The organism is Neorhizobium sp. P12A (genome assembly GCF_008365395.1).
Lineage (GTDB): Bacteria > Pseudomonadota > Alphaproteobacteria > Rhizobiales > Rhizobiaceae > Rhizobium.
Genome location: NZ_QOVX01000007.1, coordinates 166,873 through 184,846, shown reverse-complemented (window position 1 = coordinate 184,846; position 17,974 = coordinate 166,873). Strand labels below are relative to the sequence as shown.

Genomic DNA, 17,974 nt, shown 5'->3' with positions numbered 1-17,974 from the left:
GCCATGTGGCTGCGCCCTGTCGGGCATGGCTCCAGATGAGGCTGAACTTCACGGCAGGGACGAGCGCTATCGCACCCTCAGCGATCGACCGCGTCGTTATGACGAGACTTCGTGCCTGTCACCATTTGCGACGGCTCGCCGGCGTTGTTCGATGAAAAAATGACACGCGCAGGCAAAGGCTGAGCTGACGAGCGCGAGACTCTCTCCGATCGCAAGCCGATTGTTCGAGTTGCTCAACAGGGTGAAGGCGAAAAACACAAGAACCGTAAGGTAGGCGTAGAAGGCGCAAGGCGGGATGATGCCATCGCGACACGCCATCTGCACGCTTCTTATGAAGACCGTGAGCATAAGCAGGAACACGAGCGCGCCCACGACCCCGTAGCGCACCAGGATTTCGAGATAGCCATTGTGCATCAGATCATACTTGATCGATCCATATTTGGCGTGGTGCCATTGGTTCAGCCATTCGTTTCCCCAGCCTAGGATCGGCGATGACGCAATGAGTTCCGAGGCGTTCCACCACAGTTGAAGCCGTTCATCCATCGAGATTGGAGTTGAACTCGAGGCAATGGTCGCTGCGACGTCAGCCGCCGCGCCGCCGTCATGCCCGGCGCTCCACAGCATCGTTTCGGCTGCCTGCACCGTCGGGCCCGCAAATTGGTCCAGGTTGGCGCGAACGGCATAGGTGCCCAAAAGCAGTCCCGCCAGCGCGACAGCGAAAACCAGGGTGCCCTTGCCCATCTTCAATCGGCGAAGAACAAGGATCGCAAGCAGGGGCAGCGTTAGCCCGAGCGCCAGCCAGACGCCCTTAGACTTCGCGCCGTAGATGCAGAACAGAGAGAGGGCCATCACGGGGGGAGCCACCAGGAAAGAAATGGTCGCCATCGTCCGATCTGATCGCTTCTCGGTCACATAATGAAGCAGCCAGAAGCAGGATGTCACAAAGAGGATGCCACAGCAGACCGCGCCGTGGATCTGGTTGTTCTGGATCAGAGGACGAACGGTTTCCCCGGAGGCGACCTCGCTAAACTTCGTCGTCAGAAGAAGCATGAGAAGCCCGCCGATGTGAAATGCAGCGATGATGCGCTCCATCGACTTCCAATAGATCGAAAGAGCAAAACCGAGGATGGGAAAGAATAGCGGGAAGCAGTACAGGAACTCGGATTCGCCGATCGGATGCCCCGGCCAGAAGGCGAACATCACCAGGAATATGGCGAACGCATAGGCCGCCCATCCCATACACAACCACCCTACCCAGCTGATCGTGGGCCTATCGGTCATGCGCAGATAGAAATAGAGCCCGATCAGAGCAAGAATTCCGCAGGCATAGCGATAGGTGTCGCTTTCAACGACCACCGCCGAACAGGCCGCAAGCCAAAGGACGGCGCCCACGATTGGAAGCCGCAAAACCTCATCCGCCGTCCCGGCGCCCAGCAATCGACGGCTCATCCAGAGACTGACACGATGACAAGGAACCAGGTGATGGCAAGGCCGATCGCCACGGCGATCAGGGCCTCCAAAAGCGGCGCTATCCGGCTGGACCATCCGACCGCCCGCGGCGCGGATCTTCGCCCGCTTCGCTTGACGACATCATGTCCATGCGACCATTCAACCGCCATACCAAACTCCTCATGAGATTTTTGGACGAAGTATGGACCGCGAAACTTAGCCGCAACTTATGAAGTGGCGGGAACATGACATTGCGGAGACTGCCGCATCTAAGTCTGTTCTAATTCTCATGGTTCATCTTGCGTTTTTCGACTGCGACCTTGTAGACGCGACGAGGTCAATGCCGCAGTCGGGCGGCCCGGTATCAGTCCGATGGGCCGCCGGGATGCCCGCGTCGGAATGAAAGCGATGCATCGATCGATTGAGAATGAACTCCCCTTCAGCAATTCAAACCCGCCAGACGACGAAGCTCTGGGACGACAGATTGTTCTCCAGCTCATGTCAGCCCCGTCACAATGTCTCTTCCTGCGCGGAAACACTCTTACCGGATCAGGTACGTTTGCGCTGATGCGCAAGCTGGTCGACGCACGCTGCGACGAACTCAGTCTGCCCGACACGGTTCGCTCCTCGGCACGGTCCTATTCGGCATCGCTTCTCAATGAGGCCTTGGACTCCCTCTTCAAGCAAAGGCAATAAAATGGATGTGATCATCACCGGTTGGATCAACAGCTGGGCGGGATCGAGCGGCATGCTCGACAAGGTGATAATCGCCATAACCCAGTTCGGCGTTCCGCTCCTAGTGCTGTTCATGGGGTTGCAATGGTGGTCCGTGCGTGATCGCGCGCATGTCCGACATGCATGCATCGCTGCCGGTCTGTCCTTCCTTTTGGGTCTTGGCGTGAACCAGATCGTCATCTTGTTCTTCCAACGCGTCAGGCCCTACGACGCGGGCGTCACGCATCTCATCATCGACCGCAGCGTCGACGCATCCTTTCCTTCCGACCACGCAACCGCCTGTTTCGCGATAGCAACGACCCTTCTGATTCAAGGCTTGAAAAGGCGAGGTGCAATCGCTGCCGCAGCAGCGCTGGTGATCAGCCTGTCTCGGGTCTATGTCGGAACGCACTATGTCACCGATATCATCGGAGGCGCTGCCATGGCCATGACAGCGACGACCCTGGTCAATGTCCTCTACCGCGAGGGAACCCGCGTCGACCGGCTCGTCACCGCAATCCTGTAGCCGCGCCATCGCGTACTAGATACGAGCTTAAAATGGGCTCGCTGCCTCGCGTTCGGCTTTATTGATCGGCATCGGCTTCAGCCGCCACACGCCCTTCTTAACGGCCGCATGCATCGGGAAGAGGCGTGAAACTGGAACGGCCCAATCGGCTCCGTTCCTGTAAGCTTCAATTGTTCGATCTGCCCCTGAGGCCAAAGCATCCGCAAAACTCCATCCCGCTCGGTCTACAGTTCCCGCACCTGTTGACGCATCTCCTGTCGTTGGGGCGGAAATGAACATCGAATTTTCGACGCCTTCTTGATGAAACGATACGGATCGTTTATATAAGATACAACCTTAAGATCGACCCGATCGCGGAACTTGTTATGCGAGGGAGTCATCCGGGCCTGTCGACAATGCACAGAGCATCGCCGGCGTGGTCTCGGGCATGTCTCCCAGAACGACGCGACGACAGTTTTGAACTGGAAGCAAAATGCCTCAGATGCAATCCAAAGAAGATCAAGCCAGCGAGCCGTCCACCTCTCCACGGCCTGCCCTTGTGTCCGCCCCTTCGCCAGAGAGGGAGCCTTCGGCCGCAGCCTCGCCCTCTCTCCCCAAAAGAACGAACTCGCTGCTGTCGCTTGCTGTGCCCGTTACTGCAATCGGCGTCGCGCTTGCCGCAGTGGCCGGCGCCAGCGCGAACTGGGACTCATGGGTCGCCAGTCGGACTGTTCAGTCAACGGACGATGCCGCGGTCTACGCAGACGTTTCCTCGGTCAGCACAAGGGTCGGTGGCACCGTCGAACTGGTCACCGTCCATGATTATCAGCACGTCAAAGCCGGCGACCTGTTGTTTTCGATAGATCGCGCTCCTTATGAAGTGGCTCTCCGGGCCTCCAGGGCGAAACTCGAGGCCGCAGAGGCTCAGCTTGCAAACAACGATAGCCAACGCGTTTTTCAGCTCGCTCAGATCGATGTCGCCGTCGCCCAGAAGCAGGCTTCAGAAGCTGACGAAGTCGAAACCGACAAGGAGCTGAAACGGCAGACGCGGCTTGGTCTCGAGAGCGGAGCTAGTTCTCTTCAAAACCTGGAGAAAGCTACCGCGGCTCACGAGCGAGCTCTTGCCAACGCAAAGATGACTGAAGCAACCGTATCGGCGCAGAGATCACAATTGGATGTTCTTGCCAAGCAGCGCGACGCCCTCAAGGCCAACGTCGACAGCGCTTCCGCCGAAGTTGCCGCAAACGAACTTGAGCTGAGCTACACGGACGTTCACGCACCGATCGACGGCGTCGTCGCGCGACGCAATGTCCAGCTCGGCAACTATGTCGGCGCGGGCACCAACCTGATCTCCATTGTCCCGCTTCCTCATATCTACATCCTTGCGAACTATAAGGAAAATCAGTTGGCATGGGTGCGGGAAGGACAGCCGGTCGAGATCTCGGTCGACATGCTTCCTGGCGCGACCCTGCAGGGGACGGTGTCTAAAGTTTCTCCCGCCAGCGGCTCGACCTTCGCGCTGCTTCCCCCGGACAATGCGACCGGCAACTTCACCAAGGTGGCGCAGCGGCTGACAGTCCGCATAGAACTGGATCCCAACCAGGCAAACTTCGACCGCCTACGGCCTGGCATGTCGGTCATTACGCGCATCACGACGCGCGAGGTCAAAGATCATGTCTAGCAGAGTTTCATCCAGTGATTTGCCTCGTCAGGGATTCGTTGCCATCGCTGTGGTGATGGCGTCGATACTGACCGCCTTCGACATCCGCGCAGCCAGCATCGGTCTGCCGGACCTGCGCGGAGCGTTCGGTCTGACGGTGGATGAAGGTTCCTGGCTTGCGACCTTCGCGACCGCGCCTCAAATTCTGGTGGCCCCCTCCGTCGGCTGGCTAATTGCGGCCTTCGGCGTGAAGCGAGTGATGATCGGGCCGGCGCTCCTTTATTCTGCCATCTCCTTCACCATCCCGCTTTGTGGCGGTTTTGAACTGCTGGTCGCCCTGCACGCGCTCAGGGCTGCGTTGCTCGGCCTGTTTGTTGGCGCGACGCTGATGACCGCGTTTCGAAATCTGGATCGCAGGTTCTGGATCTTTGCGCTTGCGTTCTATGTTCTGAGAATCCCGTTCGCACAGAATCTCGGCCTATATACCGCGGGCAGCTATTCTCAGACCATCGGCTGGCAATGGCTGTATTGGCAGGGCGCCATAGTTGCCCCGGTGATCGGTGTGCTCTTTTGGTTTGGCGGCAAACCGGTCGATGTCGATCGAAAGCTCCTTGGGAGTGCGGACTGGGGTGGGATGGCGATCTTCGGCAGCGCCTTGACGACGCTTTACTTGGCGCTCGACCAGGGTAATCGGCTCGATTGGTTCAGGTCCGGGCTGATCCTGTCGCTCCTTGCCGCGGCCGCCTTTCAGGCAATCGTCTTTGTCTGGCACGAATCCCGTGTCGAAGAGCCCTGGGCGCACGTCTCCATACTGTTTTCAAGAAACATTGCCCTCGGCTTTGCCGCTATCGGCTGCTTCATGACCGCCAGCCTTGGCAGTTCGCTGTTGGAGCCAAACTTTCTGGTCGCCGTGGCGCATCTGCGTCCCGAACAGATTGGAGATTTTTCGGCACCTTATGCGATGCTTCTCCTCGCGGCTGCGACCGGCACCGCAGTCGTGCTCGTTCAGACAGTCAAGCAGCGAACAACGCTAATGATAGGATTCATTTGTTTCGCCTTGTCTGCATGGCTGGGGACGGGATTGACCAACCTATGGTCACTTCCCGAGTTCAAGCTGATCGTCGTCCTCCAGACGTTCGGAGAAGAGATCGTGTTCCTTGCGGCAGTCGCCACGTTGTTCAGCAATGTGAACCCGTCGCGCGCCATCGCTCTCACCGCCTATGTCCAAGTCATGCGCCTGATCTGCTCCGAGACGGTTGCGACGACGATGGCGACGTTTGTCCGGCAACGGGAACAGCTGCATTCATACCTGATCGGACTGCATGTGACCGGCACGACGCCAGGCTGGAGTTCCCTGCTCCTGCAACTCGGCGCCGGATCGGCTTCGGGCGGCTCCCAGGCCGAAGCCATAAAGCGCGGGCTCGGTAACTTGGCGGGCATCGTCCAAAGGGAAGCGAATGTTCAGGCCTATATCGACGGGTTTTGGATCACGTTTCTGGCCGCGATTGTTGGATTGGTCGTCGTTTCCCTAATGGCGCCCTCTCCCGCGCATCCGCTGACCGCGTCCATGACTTCGCGAGGCTAGAGCGCAGATGGAAAAGAACCTGATCCTCAAGGCCCTGGCCAACCCTACGAGGCTTGAAATCCTGGCGCGCCTTAAGAACCCGGAACGCTATTTTTCTTCGCAACAGCATCCATTGAACATGGGCGTGTGTGCGGGTGAATTCGAGCGTTTGGGTCTATCTCAATCGACTATCTCAAGTCATCTTGGCGAGTTGCTGAAGGCCGGCCTACTTACTTCGCGACGTATCGGGCAATGGGTTCTCTACCAACGCAACGAGCAGGCCATCCGCGAATTCCTCGTCTACCTCGACAAGGAGCTTTGACATGACATTTGCTCTGGCCACCACCCGATCAAACAATCGGTCGCACCGCGATCCAAGGTCGACACCAAGGTGCAATAGGCCCGACCGATCAGCGCGCCTAGAACGGGAAGTGGCCTGGAAAATCAACGCTGGGCCAATCCATTCGTCGACGGCATCAGGCTCGTCGTCTCTCTAGTCCTGACTGAAGGAGTTTATCCGTGGAATCCCCTGACACGCTTCGTTTGAAGAAAATTCCGCTGGTGCACGGCACCGGCTCGATGCCGGCCGTCGGATTCGGCACGCTCATTCCGGACCCGGTGGCAACCAAGCAGGCCGTCAAGGCTGCGTTGGCCGCAGGATTCCGACACTTCGATTGCGCGGAACGATATTGCAATGAAGAGGTGATCGGCGACGCCTTCCGGGAGGCGTTCTCCGACGGGACGGTTCGTCGTGAGGACGTGTTCATAACAACCAAGCTTTGGAACACCAATCATCGTCCCGAGCGCGTCAAGGCTGCGTTCGAGGCAAGTCGCCGACGCCTGCAGGTGGATTTCATCGACGCCTATTTGATCCACACCCCATTCGCGTTTCAGCCTGGAGACAATCAGGATCCCCGGGATGTCGAAGGCAACGTAATTTATGACAAGGGCGTCAGGTTGATCGATACCTGGCGAGCCCTCGAGCAGCTCGTCGACGAGGGTCGTTGCGGCGCCATCGGCCTCTCGGATGTCTCTTTGGATACGTTGAAGGAAATCGTCTCTGAGGCGCGCATAAAGCCGGCGGTGATTCAGGTGGAGTCCCACCCCTATCTTCCGGAGTGGGAGCTTCTCGAATATTGCCACGAGCAAGGGATCGTTCTGCTTGCCTTTGCGGCCTTGGGGCACGCAATGGAGCCAAGGGTCCTGGAAGATCCGGTGATTACCTCCATAGCCGAAAGCGTTCACAAGACGCCGGCCCAGGTCGCGTTGGCATGGGCCGTACAGCGCGGCACCGCGTTCTTGACGACATCCGTTACGCCAAGCCGCATCCAAGAGAATTTTGATATTTCTGCACTGCCTGAGGAGGCGATGCGGCGGATTCGAAACGAGATCAGTACGAACGTGCGATTCAACGGCGTGGTGAGCACTGGCGTGCCCGGCTTCATTCCAAGAGTCGAAAAGTAGGCCAAAAGTCGAAAAGCAGGAAGGGCCGGTCTCCAACGCCTGATCGTGATTGATTGGAAGCATCGATTTGAGCTACGCCTTCTCAATGGTCAGCAAATCACAATCGGCGCCAGCGAAAAGGCGTACGTCCATTGGCGCACGCAGAAATCCTGAAGCGGAGACCGCAGTCCTAGCCGCTGCGAAGGAACTCATTTGGGAAAAAGGCTATGTCGGCTTTTCAGTCGAGGAAGTCGCCCGCCGAGCCGGCTCAGGCAAGACCACCATTTACAGATGGTACCCCACCAAGGCGGATCTATTTATCGCAATCTACACTGCTGAGCGGTCTGCCTTCGTCTCGGTTCCCGACACCGGCAATCTGGTCGACGATCTGACCGGCTATACGACGAGCCTGTGGCGCTTCTGGGCGTCACATCCCGCGGGAACTGCACTGCGCGGACTGATTGCGGAGGCCCAGGGCACGCCGGAAGCACTCCACGCCTTGAGAGAAAAATTCCTGCCCGACCGGACGGCTGACGTTCGCGAAATGCTTCTTGCGGCCGCCGGCCGCGGCGAATTCGGACAAGATCACATCGATGCGAAATTGGCGCTCTGGGTCGGATTTAGCTGGCTTCGCCTCCTTATTGGCGAATTGGATCGGGAAGACACGATCCCGCCGGCAATGAGGCAAATCGCAGCCAGCGGCCATCTTTGCTGACAAGCAGGAGAAGGCCCGGATTCCAGGCAGTTCTGCCTCGAGCAAAAGCAACGCAGGGGACGCCCTAGAGGAGTTCGAACACGTTGTACACCAGCCCATCTTCGAAACGGTGGCCGGCACCAATGGCCAGTATGCGGTTCAGCCAGCCGTATTTCTGGGAAGCGGTTTCAAACATTGGATTGATGCGGAAATAGTAGCTCGCAGGATCGACCGTAAGCCCCTGTTCGATCCGCGCCATGACCTCGGGCGGGCCATGGCGCAGGCCGTGATAGGTCATGCAGATCAGGGCGCCGTCGTCGGTTTCAAGTGTCAGACGAGCGTCCAATAAGGTGCAGCCGTCGGAACGGATAGTCTGCCAATCGTCGCTTCCATCCAGAACCTTTCCGGAGAGTCGATCACCCTCAAAACGGCCGCCATCGATGACACGCACTTGCCTAAACGTCGACGGGGTAGAGCCGATGATCCGGGAAGGTCTGGCATCCAATCTCATCGTGAACAGTGATCTGGTGCGAATCTCTCCAATCACTTCTTCTGCGGTGTCGAGTTCTTTTGTCAGAATTGGCATTGCGAGCGTCCCTGAGGTTAAGACCGTTCAGCCGAAAGCATTCCAATCTGGTTGATCCGGCGTCCCGGCGGTCATTAGCGGAGAACGGGCGTCAATTGTCCAAATCCCCTTCGGTCACCAGTTCGACCAGTGCTGAACGAGAGGGCGACGGCGAGAATGGATCGGCAAAGTATTGCGTCTCCCGGACAACCAGCCCGTCGCGAAATTCCATTATGCTCACCGTGTGGCTCGGCTTCCCATCATAGGAAAGCAGAAATTCGGTCACCCAGAGATCTCTGCTTCCGGTAATGCGCCTGACCGCGAACCTCTTGCTGTTCGGCTGTGCATAACGGCTCGCCTGGATGTTGGCTCGCCCTGAAATTCGCTCTCCCGATTGAGGATAGTACAACATCGACTTGTGATCATAGATTTCGTGTTCGACTTCAAAGTCGCCCTCGTCCGACGCCTTCCAATGTCGCATCAAGAGCTGTCGATAAGCGGCTTCTTCCATATCGATCTCCCAAGGAAAGCAACTGCTTTGGCATTTAAGCCAAGCTGCCGGAGTCCTATGCTCGACGAAAGAACGTGCATTGTCCATCACACGTTCGTATCGGCTTCTCAGCTTCTGCCGGTTGAATGATCGCGAGCTTCTTCCCGCGCCGTGGCGGCCGCCGCCAGGCACCTAGCAACACTCAGATCCCGTTAAAAGCCGCCTGCCGCGATCGCCGAACCGGTAACCGCGCTCGAGTCCTTCGAAATCAGGAATGCTATGAGCTTTGCGACCGACGTTGGAGGCACCCAGTCATTCACGTCTGCATTCGGCATGGACTGTCTATTCTGGGGAGTGTCGATGGTTCCGGGAAGGATGCAGTTCGCAGTGATCCGATTGCTTCTGTTTTCGGCAGCAATAGCCTCGGTTAGCCGAATAACCGCTGCCTTCGACGCCGCGTAGGCGGCCTGATGGCGTCCTGCCTTCAGGCCCGGGGAGGCAGCCACATGCACGATCCGACCGTATTTGCGTGGCTGCATGACAGTCAGGACAGCGGCGCTTATCGCATATGCCGTGAAGGCATTCATCGACATCATGTGGTTCCATCGATCCATTCCGGATGGATCGACCGGCCCCATCGAGAACCCGCCGACCGTGTTGACCAACGCGTCTATGCGCCCAAATCGGGCGACAGCCTTTTCGACAGCGCCCTGACACGAAACTACGTCCGTGAGATCGATCTGGTCGAGTCCCAAGACCTCAACCCCGGAAGGTACGCGCGCGATCACAGTCGCAAGAGTTTCCGTATTTCGCTCAAGGCAAATGAGGTTCACGCCCCCCTCGGAAGACAGATGCTCGACGATCGCAGTTCCAAGGTTACCACCAGCGCCAGTAATCATGACGACTTGCTGTTCCATTTCAGCGTCTCCCATTGGGCTTTCCGAGCTGCGGCCGTCCCGGTGACGCGCGCACGGCGGACAGGAACCGAGCTTGCAGCTGCGGCCTCTCATCGTACCCTGCTTTTGCAGCCTACGCATCGACTGCTTCCGCCATCACAGTTAACCCACCCGACGAAGCCCGTAGCGACGCAGGGCCACTCAAAAAAAAGAAAGCGGACAGATGAGAAAATGGATTGACCTGATGGCAGATGTCAGACCAATTTAGGGGCAATAAGAGAGGGGCAATGCTTACACCACTTCCGTCGATTGATCGGACGCAGCAGGTTATCGATGCGCTGTCCAATTTCATCGAGACATCGAAGCTCCAGTCGGGCGACCGGCTGCCGACTGAGCGCGAACTGATGGTGGCCCTCTCGGTAGGGCGCTCGACGATCCGCGAGGTCATCACGCATTTCCAGGCCCTCGGCGTCATGGAAACCCGCAAGGGAAGCGGCACTTATCTGTTGAAACCGGTTTCCAAGGCGACCATCCACATGCCGCTGTCGATGGACACACCGCATCTCCGTGATGCGCTTCTGCAGACGCTGGAAGTTCGTCGCGGCATCGAATGCGAGGCCGGAATGGTCGCCGCAAAGAAGCGTACGACCGCTGATATCGCCATCATCGAGGAAAAGCTCGACGAGATGGAGCGTGTCCATATTGCCAAGGGCGCCTCCGGCCCGGAAGACCTCGCCTTCCATCTCGCTGTCTACGACGCGACCCATAATCCGTTGTTCAAGCAGCTTCTCGAGCAGATGCGCGGCACCTTCGAGCGCTTCTGGACCCATCCCTTCGACCGGCAGGACTTCGCTCGCCGGTCCTTTCCGTTTCACCGTACGCTTTTCAACGCGATTGTCGCCCAGGACCCCGAAGCGGCTCGCGCTGAGACATTGAAAATTCTCGACGTTGTCGAGGAAGACATCAAGGAAATGTCCAAATGACTGATGGGCTTGAGCCATTCGATCTCGCTTCTCTGATTACAGCCCATGACGACGGCAACTACGCCGAAGCCGTAGTGCCGCCGATTTTTCAGACATCGCTTTTCACCTTTTCCGATTATGACGACATGATCGCTTCCTATCGCGGCGAGAAAGTGCGGCCGATCTATACGCGCGGCCTCAATCCGACCGTGCGCATGTTCGAAGAGATGCTGGCAAAGCTTGAAGGTGGCGAAGATGCGCTTGGCTTTGCGAGCGGCATGGCGGCGATTTCTTCCGCTGTGTTGAGTTTCGTCGAGCCCGGCGACCGCATCGTAGCGGTCAAGCATGTCTATCCGGACGCCTTCCGCCTGTTCGGCACGATCCTGAAGCGCATGAAGGTCGAGGTGACCTATGTCGACGGCCGCGACGAAGAGGCGGTCGCCAAGGCGCTCCCCGGCGCCAAGGTCTTCTATATGGAGAGCCCGACCAGTTGGGTGATGGAAGCTCATGACGTCGGCGCGCTTGCCGCAATTGCCAAGCAGCACGGCGCCGTTTCGATGATCGACAACAGCTGGGCGAGCCCCTATTTCCAGCGGCCTCTGACGCTTGGCGTCGATCTCGTCATCCATTCCGCGTCCAAATATCTCGGCGGCCACAGCGATGTCGTCGCCGGCGTGGTCGCAGGATCGAAGGAGATGATCGCGCGGGTAAAATCCGAGGCCTATCCCTATCTCGGCGGCAAGCTCTCGCCCTTCGACGCCTGGCTTCTGATCCGCGGCCTGCGCACCCTGCCACTGCGCATGAGGGCGCATGAGGCGGCTGCGATGACGATCGCCAAGCGGCTGCAGAACCTCGATATTGTCGAGCAGGTCTGCCATCCGGGCCTTGCCAACCGCCTGCCGGCAGGCCTCAACGGCACGTCGGGCCTGTTTTCCTTCATCCTCCGCGAAGGCATCGACATCCGAACCTTCGCAGACCACCTCAAGCTCTTCAAACTGGGAGTGAGCTGGGGTGGACATGAAAGCCTGATCGTACCGGGCGAGGTCGTCCTTCAGCAGAAGGCACAGCCGAATTCCGCGCATACCTTTGGCATCAATGCGCGGTCCGTGCGTCTCCATGTCGGTCTCGAAGGAACCGAGGCGCTGTGGAGAGATATCGAGGAGGCGATTGCCGCCGCCTCCTGAAAACCAGAACCTTCAACCCAAACAAACACCTAAGAGGGGGAACGAAGCATGAAAAGACTGATCACCGCCGCACTCTTCGCCACGATGATGGCAGGAACGGCCTTTGCCGACACGACGCTCAAGCTCGTCGAAGTCATCACCAGCCCCGAGCGCACCGAGACACTGAAGTCGATCGTCTCCAAGTTCGAAGCCGCCAATCCGGGCACCAAGGTCGACATCATCTCGCTGCCCTGGAACGAAGCCTTCCAGAAGTTCGCGACCATGGTTTCGGCCGGCGATACGCCAGACGTGATGGAAATGCCCGACACCTGGGTTTCGCTCTATGGCAACAACGGCATGCTCGAAAGCCTCGAACCCTATCTCGCCAAGTGGGATCACACCAAGGAACTGACACCGCGCGCCCTCGAACTCGGCCGTTATGTCAACAACACCGCCTATATGCTGCCTTACGGCTTCTATCTGCGCGCGATGTTCTACAATAAGAAGCTCCTGCAGCAGGCCGGTGTGTCCGAGCCGCCGAAGACGATGGATGACTTCGTCAAGGCCTCCGAAGCCGTCTCCAAGATTCCCGGTAAGTCCGGCTACTGCATGCGCGGCGGCCCTGGCGGTCTGAATGGCTGGATGATCTTCGCCGCCTCCATGGCCGGCGACAACAAATATTTCAAGGATGACGGCACCTCGACCATGAACAGCGAAGGCTGGGCAAAGGGCATCGAGTGGATGGTCGATCTCTACAAGAAGGGCCTTGCGCCCAAGGACAGCGTCAACTGGGGCTTCAATGAAGTCGTCGCCGGCTTCTATTCCGGCACCTGCGCCTTCCTCGACCAGGATCCGGACGCGCTGATCGCCGTTGCCGAGCGCATGAACAAGGACGATTTCGGCGTCGCTCCGCTGCCGAAGGGGCCTGACGGCAAGTCCTTCCCGACGATCGGCTACGGCGGCTGGTCGATGTTCTCGACAAGCCAGAACAAGGACCTGTCCTGGAAACTGATCGCGACGCTGGAAGGCCCGGAAGGCAATCTCGAATGGAACAAGAAGATCGGCGCGCTGCCGGCCTATACGTCCGCCGAGAAGGATCCCTTCTACGCCGGCGACCAGTTCAAGGGTTGGTTCGAAGAACTGGCCGACAAGAACACGGTCCCAACAGTCATGCCGACCTACCTCGAAGAATTCGCCTTCTTCAAGGATTCGCTGGCGATCAAGACCTCGCAGCAGGCCATGCTTGGCGATATCTCCGCCAAGGATCTGGCCGATCAGTGGGCTGACTATCTGACCAAGGCGCAGCAGAAGTTCATGGCCAAGAAGTAACCGGATAGCGGGGCCGCCGGGATTGCGGCCCCTCATCCGCCTGCCGGCACCTCTCCCCGCTCGGGAGAAGAGACCTGCTGCAGCGTCGCCGCTCCCCTTCTCCCCTCGGGGAGAAGGTGGCCCGAAGGGTCGATGACGGGGCCGTATGGCACTCCGTCAAGGCCTGCCGCCCAAACCCTCGGTTGGGAAACGATTATGGAAACTGCAAATCGATGACCACTCCTGCAGCAACGCTCGACATGCGTCCCGACCGCAGGTCGTGGCAGAAGCGTCTGGCCGACGCCTCAGAGCCCTATCTCTATAGCGCGCCGGCACTCATCCTCATCGCCGCGGTCATGCTGGTGCCGCTGGTGGTGGGTATTTCCTATGCCTTCCGCGACATACAGCTGCTCAACCCATTTTCCGGCGGCTTCGTGGGCCTGGAGCATTTCCGCGATCTTGCCAAGGATGCCGCCTTCTACGGCGCGTTGAAGAACACGCTGTGGTGGACGGTCGCATCCGTCCTGCTGCAATTCATCTTTGGTCTCATCCTCGCATTGTTGCTCGACAAGCCCTTCGTCGGCAGGGGCATCGTCCAGGCTCTCGTGTTCCTGCCCTGGGCGGTACCGTCGTTCCTCGCCGGTCTTACCTGGGCATGGCTCTTCAATCCGGTCATCGGGCCGATCCCGCATTGGCTCTTCGGTCTGGGACTTATGAGCGAGCCCGCCAATATCCTGTCGGATCCGCAATATGCAATGTGGGGGCCGATCGTCGCTAATGTCTGGTGGGGTATTCCCTTCTTCGCGATCACCCTGCTTGCCGCGCTGCAGGCGATCCCGCGCGATCTCTATGAGGCCGCCTCCATCGATGGTGCAGGCTGGTTCGATCGCTTCCGTTCGATCACGCTGCCGTTCCTCGCGCCGACCATTGCAATCACCGTTCTGCTGCGCACCGTCTGGATCGCCAATTTCGCCGACCTGATCGTCGTCATGACCGGCGGCGGTCCGGCCGACCGCACCCAGATCGTGTCGAGCTATATCTTCACCCAGGCCTTCAAGCGGCTGGATTTCGGCTATGCGTCGGCGATCGCGCTGGTGCTGCTGATCCTGCTGCTCGCCTATTCGATGTTGATCATCGTGCTTCGGCAAACCCTGCTGAGCAAGGATTGAGCCCATGAAACGATCCATTCTTCCAACCATTGCGCATCGGCTGGCGATCCTCTGCTACATCGTCTTCGCTCTCTTCCCACTCTTCTGGCTGCTGAAGGTTTCGGTCACACCAAACGACCTGCTCTATACGGAGGGCGTGCGGCTATGGCCCTCGCGCACGACCTGGGAGCACTATTCCTTCGTCCTGCAGCACAGCAGCTTTCCGACCTTTTTTGAAAACAGCCTGATCGTCTCGGCATCGACGGCGATTGCGGTCACGCTTTGCGCATCGCTGTCCGGCTATGCACTGTCGCGCTTCAATTTCCGTGGCAAATACTGGATCGTGGGCCTGATGCTGCTGACGCAGATGTTTCCGCTTGTCATGCTCGTCGCGCCGATCTTCAAGATCCTGACGCCGCTGCACCTGACGAACAGCCTGACCGGCCTCGTCATCGTCTATACGGCCTTCAACGTTCCCTTCGCGACCTTCCTGATGCAGTCCTTTTTCGATGGCATTCCGAAGGATCTTGAAGAGGCGGCGATGATCGACGGCGCTACCCAGTTCACGGCCTTCCGGCAGATCATCCTGCCCCTGACCTTGCCCGGCATTGCCGCAACACTCGGCTTTGTCTTCACGGCGGCGTGGAGCGAGTTGCTCTTCGCCCTGATGCTGATCAACGGCAATCAGGCGGCGACCTTTCCGGTCGGGCTTCTCACCTTCGTTTCGAAATTCTCCGTGGATTTCGGGCAGATGATGGCGGCTGGCGTCATGGCGCTTATTCCGGCCGGCCTCTTCTTCCTGCTCATCCAGCGTTATCTCGTCCAGGGCCTGACGGCCGGCGCGGTCAAGGGTTAGTCAAATGGCATCGATCGATATCCAGAACATCAAGAAAGCCTATGGCCACGTGCAGGTGCTGCACGATGTCGACCTCAGGATCAAGGACGGCGAATTCATCGTGCTCGTTGGCCCCTCGGGCTGCGGCAAGTCCACGCTTCTGCGTATGATCGCCGGCCTTGAGGATGTCACCGGCGGCGAGATCCGCATCGCCGGAAACCGTGTCAACGAGCTGCATCCGAAGGATCGCGACATTGCCATGGTGTTCCAGTCCTATGCGCTCTACCCGCATATGAATGTCGCCGGCAACATGAGCTACAGCCTCAAGCTTCGAAAGGCCGCGAAGGAAAAGATTGCGAGCGCTGTCGCGGGCGCCGCGTCGAAACTCGGCCTCGATCCGCTCTTAGAGCGTCGCCCCAAGGCGCTTTCCGGCGGCCAGCGCCAGCGCGTCGCTATGGGACGCGCCATCGTGCGCCAGCCAAAAGCCTTCCTCTTCGACGAACCCCTTTCCAACCTCGATGCTCGCCTTCGCGAACAGATGCGCGCCGAGATCAAGAAGCTGCATGGCGACCTGAAGGCGACCTCGATCTATGTGACCCACGACCAGATCGAGGCGATGACGCTGGCGGACCGGATTGTTGCTATGCATGGCGGGGTGGTTCAACAGGTCGGCAGCCCGCTCGAGCTTTACGACCGCCCCGCCAATCTCTTCGTTGCCGGATTCATCGGCTCTCCCGGAATGAACTTCCTTGAAGCCACCTACGATGCAGGCGTGATGAGGCTGAAGGATAGGACCGCGGTTCCGATCGCGTCGACGCCGAACCTGCCTGCTGGCGCGAAGGTTACCCTTGGCATCCGGCCTGAACATGTTCAGTTGACATCGGATGGCTCGGGTATCAGCGCCAATGTCGAGCTGATCGAGCCCACCGGCTTCGGCATCATCCTCCACCTTTCGCTGCACGGGCTGCCGTTCAAGATTTTCACGCTAAACCGCGAAGCGCTGAGCGCCGGGCCGAAGGTTACGGTGTCGTTCCCGGCGCAGTATGTGCATGTGTTCGACGGCGAAGGGAAGAGAGCAACCTGAGTCAACTCATGGGCAAAGGCTTCGCCTTGTGGCGAAGACTTTGGCATCAATGATCAGTACCGCAGTTGAGAATATCGTGACTGCGATGCGAGCATCGGCGGGTCCTCCGACCATGGATCAATGTCCCATTTTCCGGCAGAATGGATTCTGAAGCCCCGGTCCCTCCGCTCAGCCGAGCCGGAAATTTTCCCGAGAGCATTCGTGTATTCGCTGGCTCGAAGGAGTGAACTGCTTGCAAATAATCGTCATCGGCGCAGGGGCTGCGGGCATATCGGCGGCACGGCATCTCCTATCAAGACGTCCAGATCTCAAGGTGACAATCCTCGAAGCAGCCAATCGCCCCGGCGGGCGGGCCTGGAGCGTAAAGCCGCCTGCGCTCAACGGTCAGGCCGTTGACCTTGGATGTGGGTGGTTCCACGGTTCGCGGGACAACAGGTGGTTCGCCCTGGCGCGCGAGTTGGAATATGCGATCGATGAAACACCGGCTCCGTGGAGCGATCCGACGCGTCGTCTTGCCCTTGATGCGAATGCAGAGAAAAAGGCTCAGCAGGCTCTGGGCGATTTCTTCGACCGGCTGCACGATTATGACGCCAGCCAAGGAGATAGCAGCTGGGCAGAAGCTGTGTCCCCTGGCGAACAGTGGCGGTCCCGTTTCGAAATGTCCTCCAACATGATGAACGGCGCGAGCCTCAAGCAGTCCTCGATCGTGGACTACCAGCACTATGCCCCCGGACGCGGCCCGGATCTGCGGACGTCGAACGGATATGGCTCGCTGATATCGGCTGCGGCTGCGCCCTTGTCGATTGAATATGGCACCGTCGTTCAGACGATCGACCACCGGGATCGCAACGAGATCCGGATCGTAACAAATCGAGGAATGATGACAGCCGCCGCGGTGATCGTAACGGTGTCGACGACCATACTTGCGACTGAGGGAATAAAATTTCTTCCAGCGCTTCCGGGGAAAACGGAAGCGGCAGCCGGCCTCCCGCTTGGAAAGGTCAACAAGCTGTTCCTTTCGCTGGATAGTGCCGGCGACCTCCCGGTCGACGGGCTCTATCTCGGAACCCATGGCGAAGGTGGAAGCGTCACCTATCAACTCCGACCGTTCGGCTCCTCCGCCATCGAAGTCTATTTCGGTGGGCAGCTTGCAGAGGACATGGAGAAGGCGGGACCGGAAGGTGCCCAAAACTTCGCCTCGACCGATCTCGCTAAGCTATTCGGAAGCAGCTTCCCAAAGAGACTTTCGTTCGCTGCCATGTCCGGTTGGTGCAATGATGTCAATATTGGCGGGGGCTATTCCTATGCAAAGCCGGGCGAGGCGAACCAGCGACAGGTCCTGGCCGAATCCGTCGACGATCGCCTTTTCTTTGCCGGCGAAGCATGTTCACCGCGAAAATTCTCGACCGCGCATGGTGCATTTGAGACTGGCGTTGTGGCCGCAGAAGCCATAGTAAAGAAATGCCAGAGCTCTCCTGCGTAGGCGAATTCCAT

18 protein-coding genes are annotated in these 17,974 nt (G+C 58.7%); 13 read left to right on the top strand and 5 right to left on the bottom strand.

Features of this window, described 5'->3' with window-relative positions; genetic code table 11:
* Window positions 1-96: 96 nt before the first annotated feature.
* Window positions 97-1,407 (bottom strand): O-antigen ligase family protein, encoded by a 1,311-nt coding sequence (locus tag DTW90_RS20780; protein ID WP_246664991.1) that lies wholly within the window; start codon window positions 1,405-1,407, stop codon window positions 97-99.
* Window positions 1,408-1,445: 38 nt separating this feature from the next.
* The gene (locus DTW90_RS37175) at window positions 1,446-1,619 is read right to left on the bottom strand and encodes a hypothetical protein (RefSeq protein ID WP_188079999.1); all 174 of its coding nucleotides are present in this window, start codon (window positions 1,617-1,619) and stop codon (window positions 1,446-1,448) included.
* 527 nt (window positions 1,620-2,146) lie between these two features.
* Here DTW90_RS37175 and DTW90_RS20775 point away from each other — a divergent pair.
* From DTW90_RS20775 to DTW90_RS20750, 6 genes are all read left to right on the top strand, one after another.
* Entirely contained in the window at window positions 2,147-2,689 is a 543-nt protein-coding gene (locus DTW90_RS20775; protein ID WP_149340619.1) for a phosphatase PAP2 family protein, read from the top strand.
* A 481-nt stretch (window positions 2,690-3,170) separates the two neighbouring features.
* On the top strand, window positions 3,171-4,349 hold the full coding sequence (locus tag DTW90_RS20770) for an HlyD family secretion protein (protein ID WP_245512703.1): 1,179 nt from the start codon (window positions 3,171-3,173) through the stop codon (window positions 4,347-4,349).
* Entirely contained in the window at window positions 4,342-5,913 is a 1,572-nt protein-coding gene (locus DTW90_RS20765; protein WP_132523526.1) for an MFS transporter, read from the top strand. The genes DTW90_RS20770 and DTW90_RS20765 overlap by 8 nt, the downstream gene beginning before the upstream one ends.
* 7 nt (window positions 5,914-5,920) lie before the next feature.
* Entirely contained in the window at window positions 5,921-6,214 is a 294-nt protein-coding gene (locus tag DTW90_RS20760; protein ID WP_132523527.1) for a metalloregulator ArsR/SmtB family transcription factor, read from the top strand.
* A 197-nt stretch (window positions 6,215-6,411) separates the two neighbouring features.
* On the top strand, window positions 6,412-7,356 hold the full coding sequence (locus DTW90_RS20755) for an aldo/keto reductase (RefSeq protein ID WP_210251422.1): 945 nt from the start codon (window positions 6,412-6,414) through the stop codon (window positions 7,354-7,356).
* A gap of 67 nt (window positions 7,357-7,423) precedes the next feature.
* Complete coding sequence (locus DTW90_RS20750) at window positions 7,424-8,050, top strand: TetR/AcrR family transcriptional regulator (protein WP_245512704.1); 627 nt, start codon at window positions 7,424-7,426, stop codon at window positions 8,048-8,050.
* A 64-nt stretch (window positions 8,051-8,114) separates the two neighbouring features.
* Here DTW90_RS20750 and DTW90_RS20745 read toward each other — a convergent pair whose 3' ends face one another.
* From DTW90_RS20745 to DTW90_RS20735, 3 genes are all read right to left on the bottom strand, one after another.
* On the bottom strand, window positions 8,115-8,615 hold the full coding sequence (locus tag DTW90_RS20745; RefSeq protein ID WP_207910552.1) for a DUF3237 domain-containing protein: 501 nt from the start codon (window positions 8,613-8,615) through the stop codon (window positions 8,115-8,117).
* Between the two features lie 91 nt (window positions 8,616-8,706).
* Window positions 8,707-9,105, bottom strand: coding sequence for a nuclear transport factor 2 family protein (locus tag DTW90_RS20740; RefSeq protein WP_149340617.1), 399 nt, complete (start codon window positions 9,103-9,105; stop codon window positions 8,707-8,709).
* A gap of 191 nt (window positions 9,106-9,296) precedes the next feature.
* The gene (locus DTW90_RS20735) at window positions 9,297-10,001 is read right to left on the bottom strand and encodes an SDR family NAD(P)-dependent oxidoreductase (RefSeq protein ID WP_246664990.1); all 705 of its coding nucleotides are present in this window, start codon (window positions 9,999-10,001) and stop codon (window positions 9,297-9,299) included.
* Window positions 10,002-10,267: 266 nt separating this feature from the next.
* Here DTW90_RS20735 and DTW90_RS20730 point away from each other — a divergent pair, with 266 nt between their 5' ends.
* The 7 genes from DTW90_RS20730 to DTW90_RS20700 all read left to right on the top strand — a co-directional run bounded on the left by DTW90_RS20730 (window position 10,268) and on the right by DTW90_RS20700 (window position 17,963).
* Entirely contained in the window at window positions 10,268-10,963 is a 696-nt protein-coding gene (locus DTW90_RS20730; protein ID WP_132523529.1) for a FadR/GntR family transcriptional regulator, read from the top strand.
* A complete protein-coding gene (locus DTW90_RS20725) occupies window positions 10,960-12,126 on the top strand; it encodes a PLP-dependent transferase (protein ID WP_132523530.1) in 1,167 nt (388 codons plus the stop codon). The genes DTW90_RS20730 and DTW90_RS20725 overlap by 4 nt, the downstream gene beginning before the upstream one ends.
* Before the next feature lie 48 nt (window positions 12,127-12,174).
* Complete coding sequence (locus DTW90_RS20720) at window positions 12,175-13,434, top strand: sugar ABC transporter substrate-binding protein (protein ID WP_132523531.1); 1,260 nt, start codon at window positions 12,175-12,177, stop codon at window positions 13,432-13,434.
* Between the two features lie 212 nt (window positions 13,435-13,646).
* Window positions 13,647-14,582 carry a sugar ABC transporter permease gene (locus DTW90_RS20715; protein WP_132523532.1) on the top strand — a complete coding sequence of 312 codons (936 nt, stop codon included), beginning with the start codon at window positions 13,647-13,649 and terminating at the stop codon, window positions 14,580-14,582.
* 4 nt (window positions 14,583-14,586) lie between these two features.
* Window positions 14,587-15,417: a carbohydrate ABC transporter permease gene (locus DTW90_RS20710; protein WP_132523533.1), complete on the top strand. Its 831-nt coding sequence runs from the start codon at window positions 14,587-14,589 to the stop codon at window positions 15,415-15,417.
* Window positions 15,418-15,421: 4 nt separating this feature from the next.
* Window positions 15,422-16,480 carry a sn-glycerol-3-phosphate ABC transporter ATP-binding protein UgpC gene (ugpC, locus tag DTW90_RS20705; RefSeq protein WP_149340615.1) on the top strand — a complete coding sequence of 353 codons (1,059 nt, stop codon included), beginning with the start codon at window positions 15,422-15,424 and terminating at the stop codon, window positions 16,478-16,480.
* Window positions 16,481-16,712: 232 nt separating this feature from the next.
* On the top strand, window positions 16,713-17,963 hold the full coding sequence (locus DTW90_RS20700; protein ID WP_246664989.1) for an NAD(P)/FAD-dependent oxidoreductase: 1,251 nt from the start codon (window positions 16,713-16,715) through the stop codon (window positions 17,961-17,963).
* Window positions 17,964-17,974 lie beyond the last annotated feature (11 nt).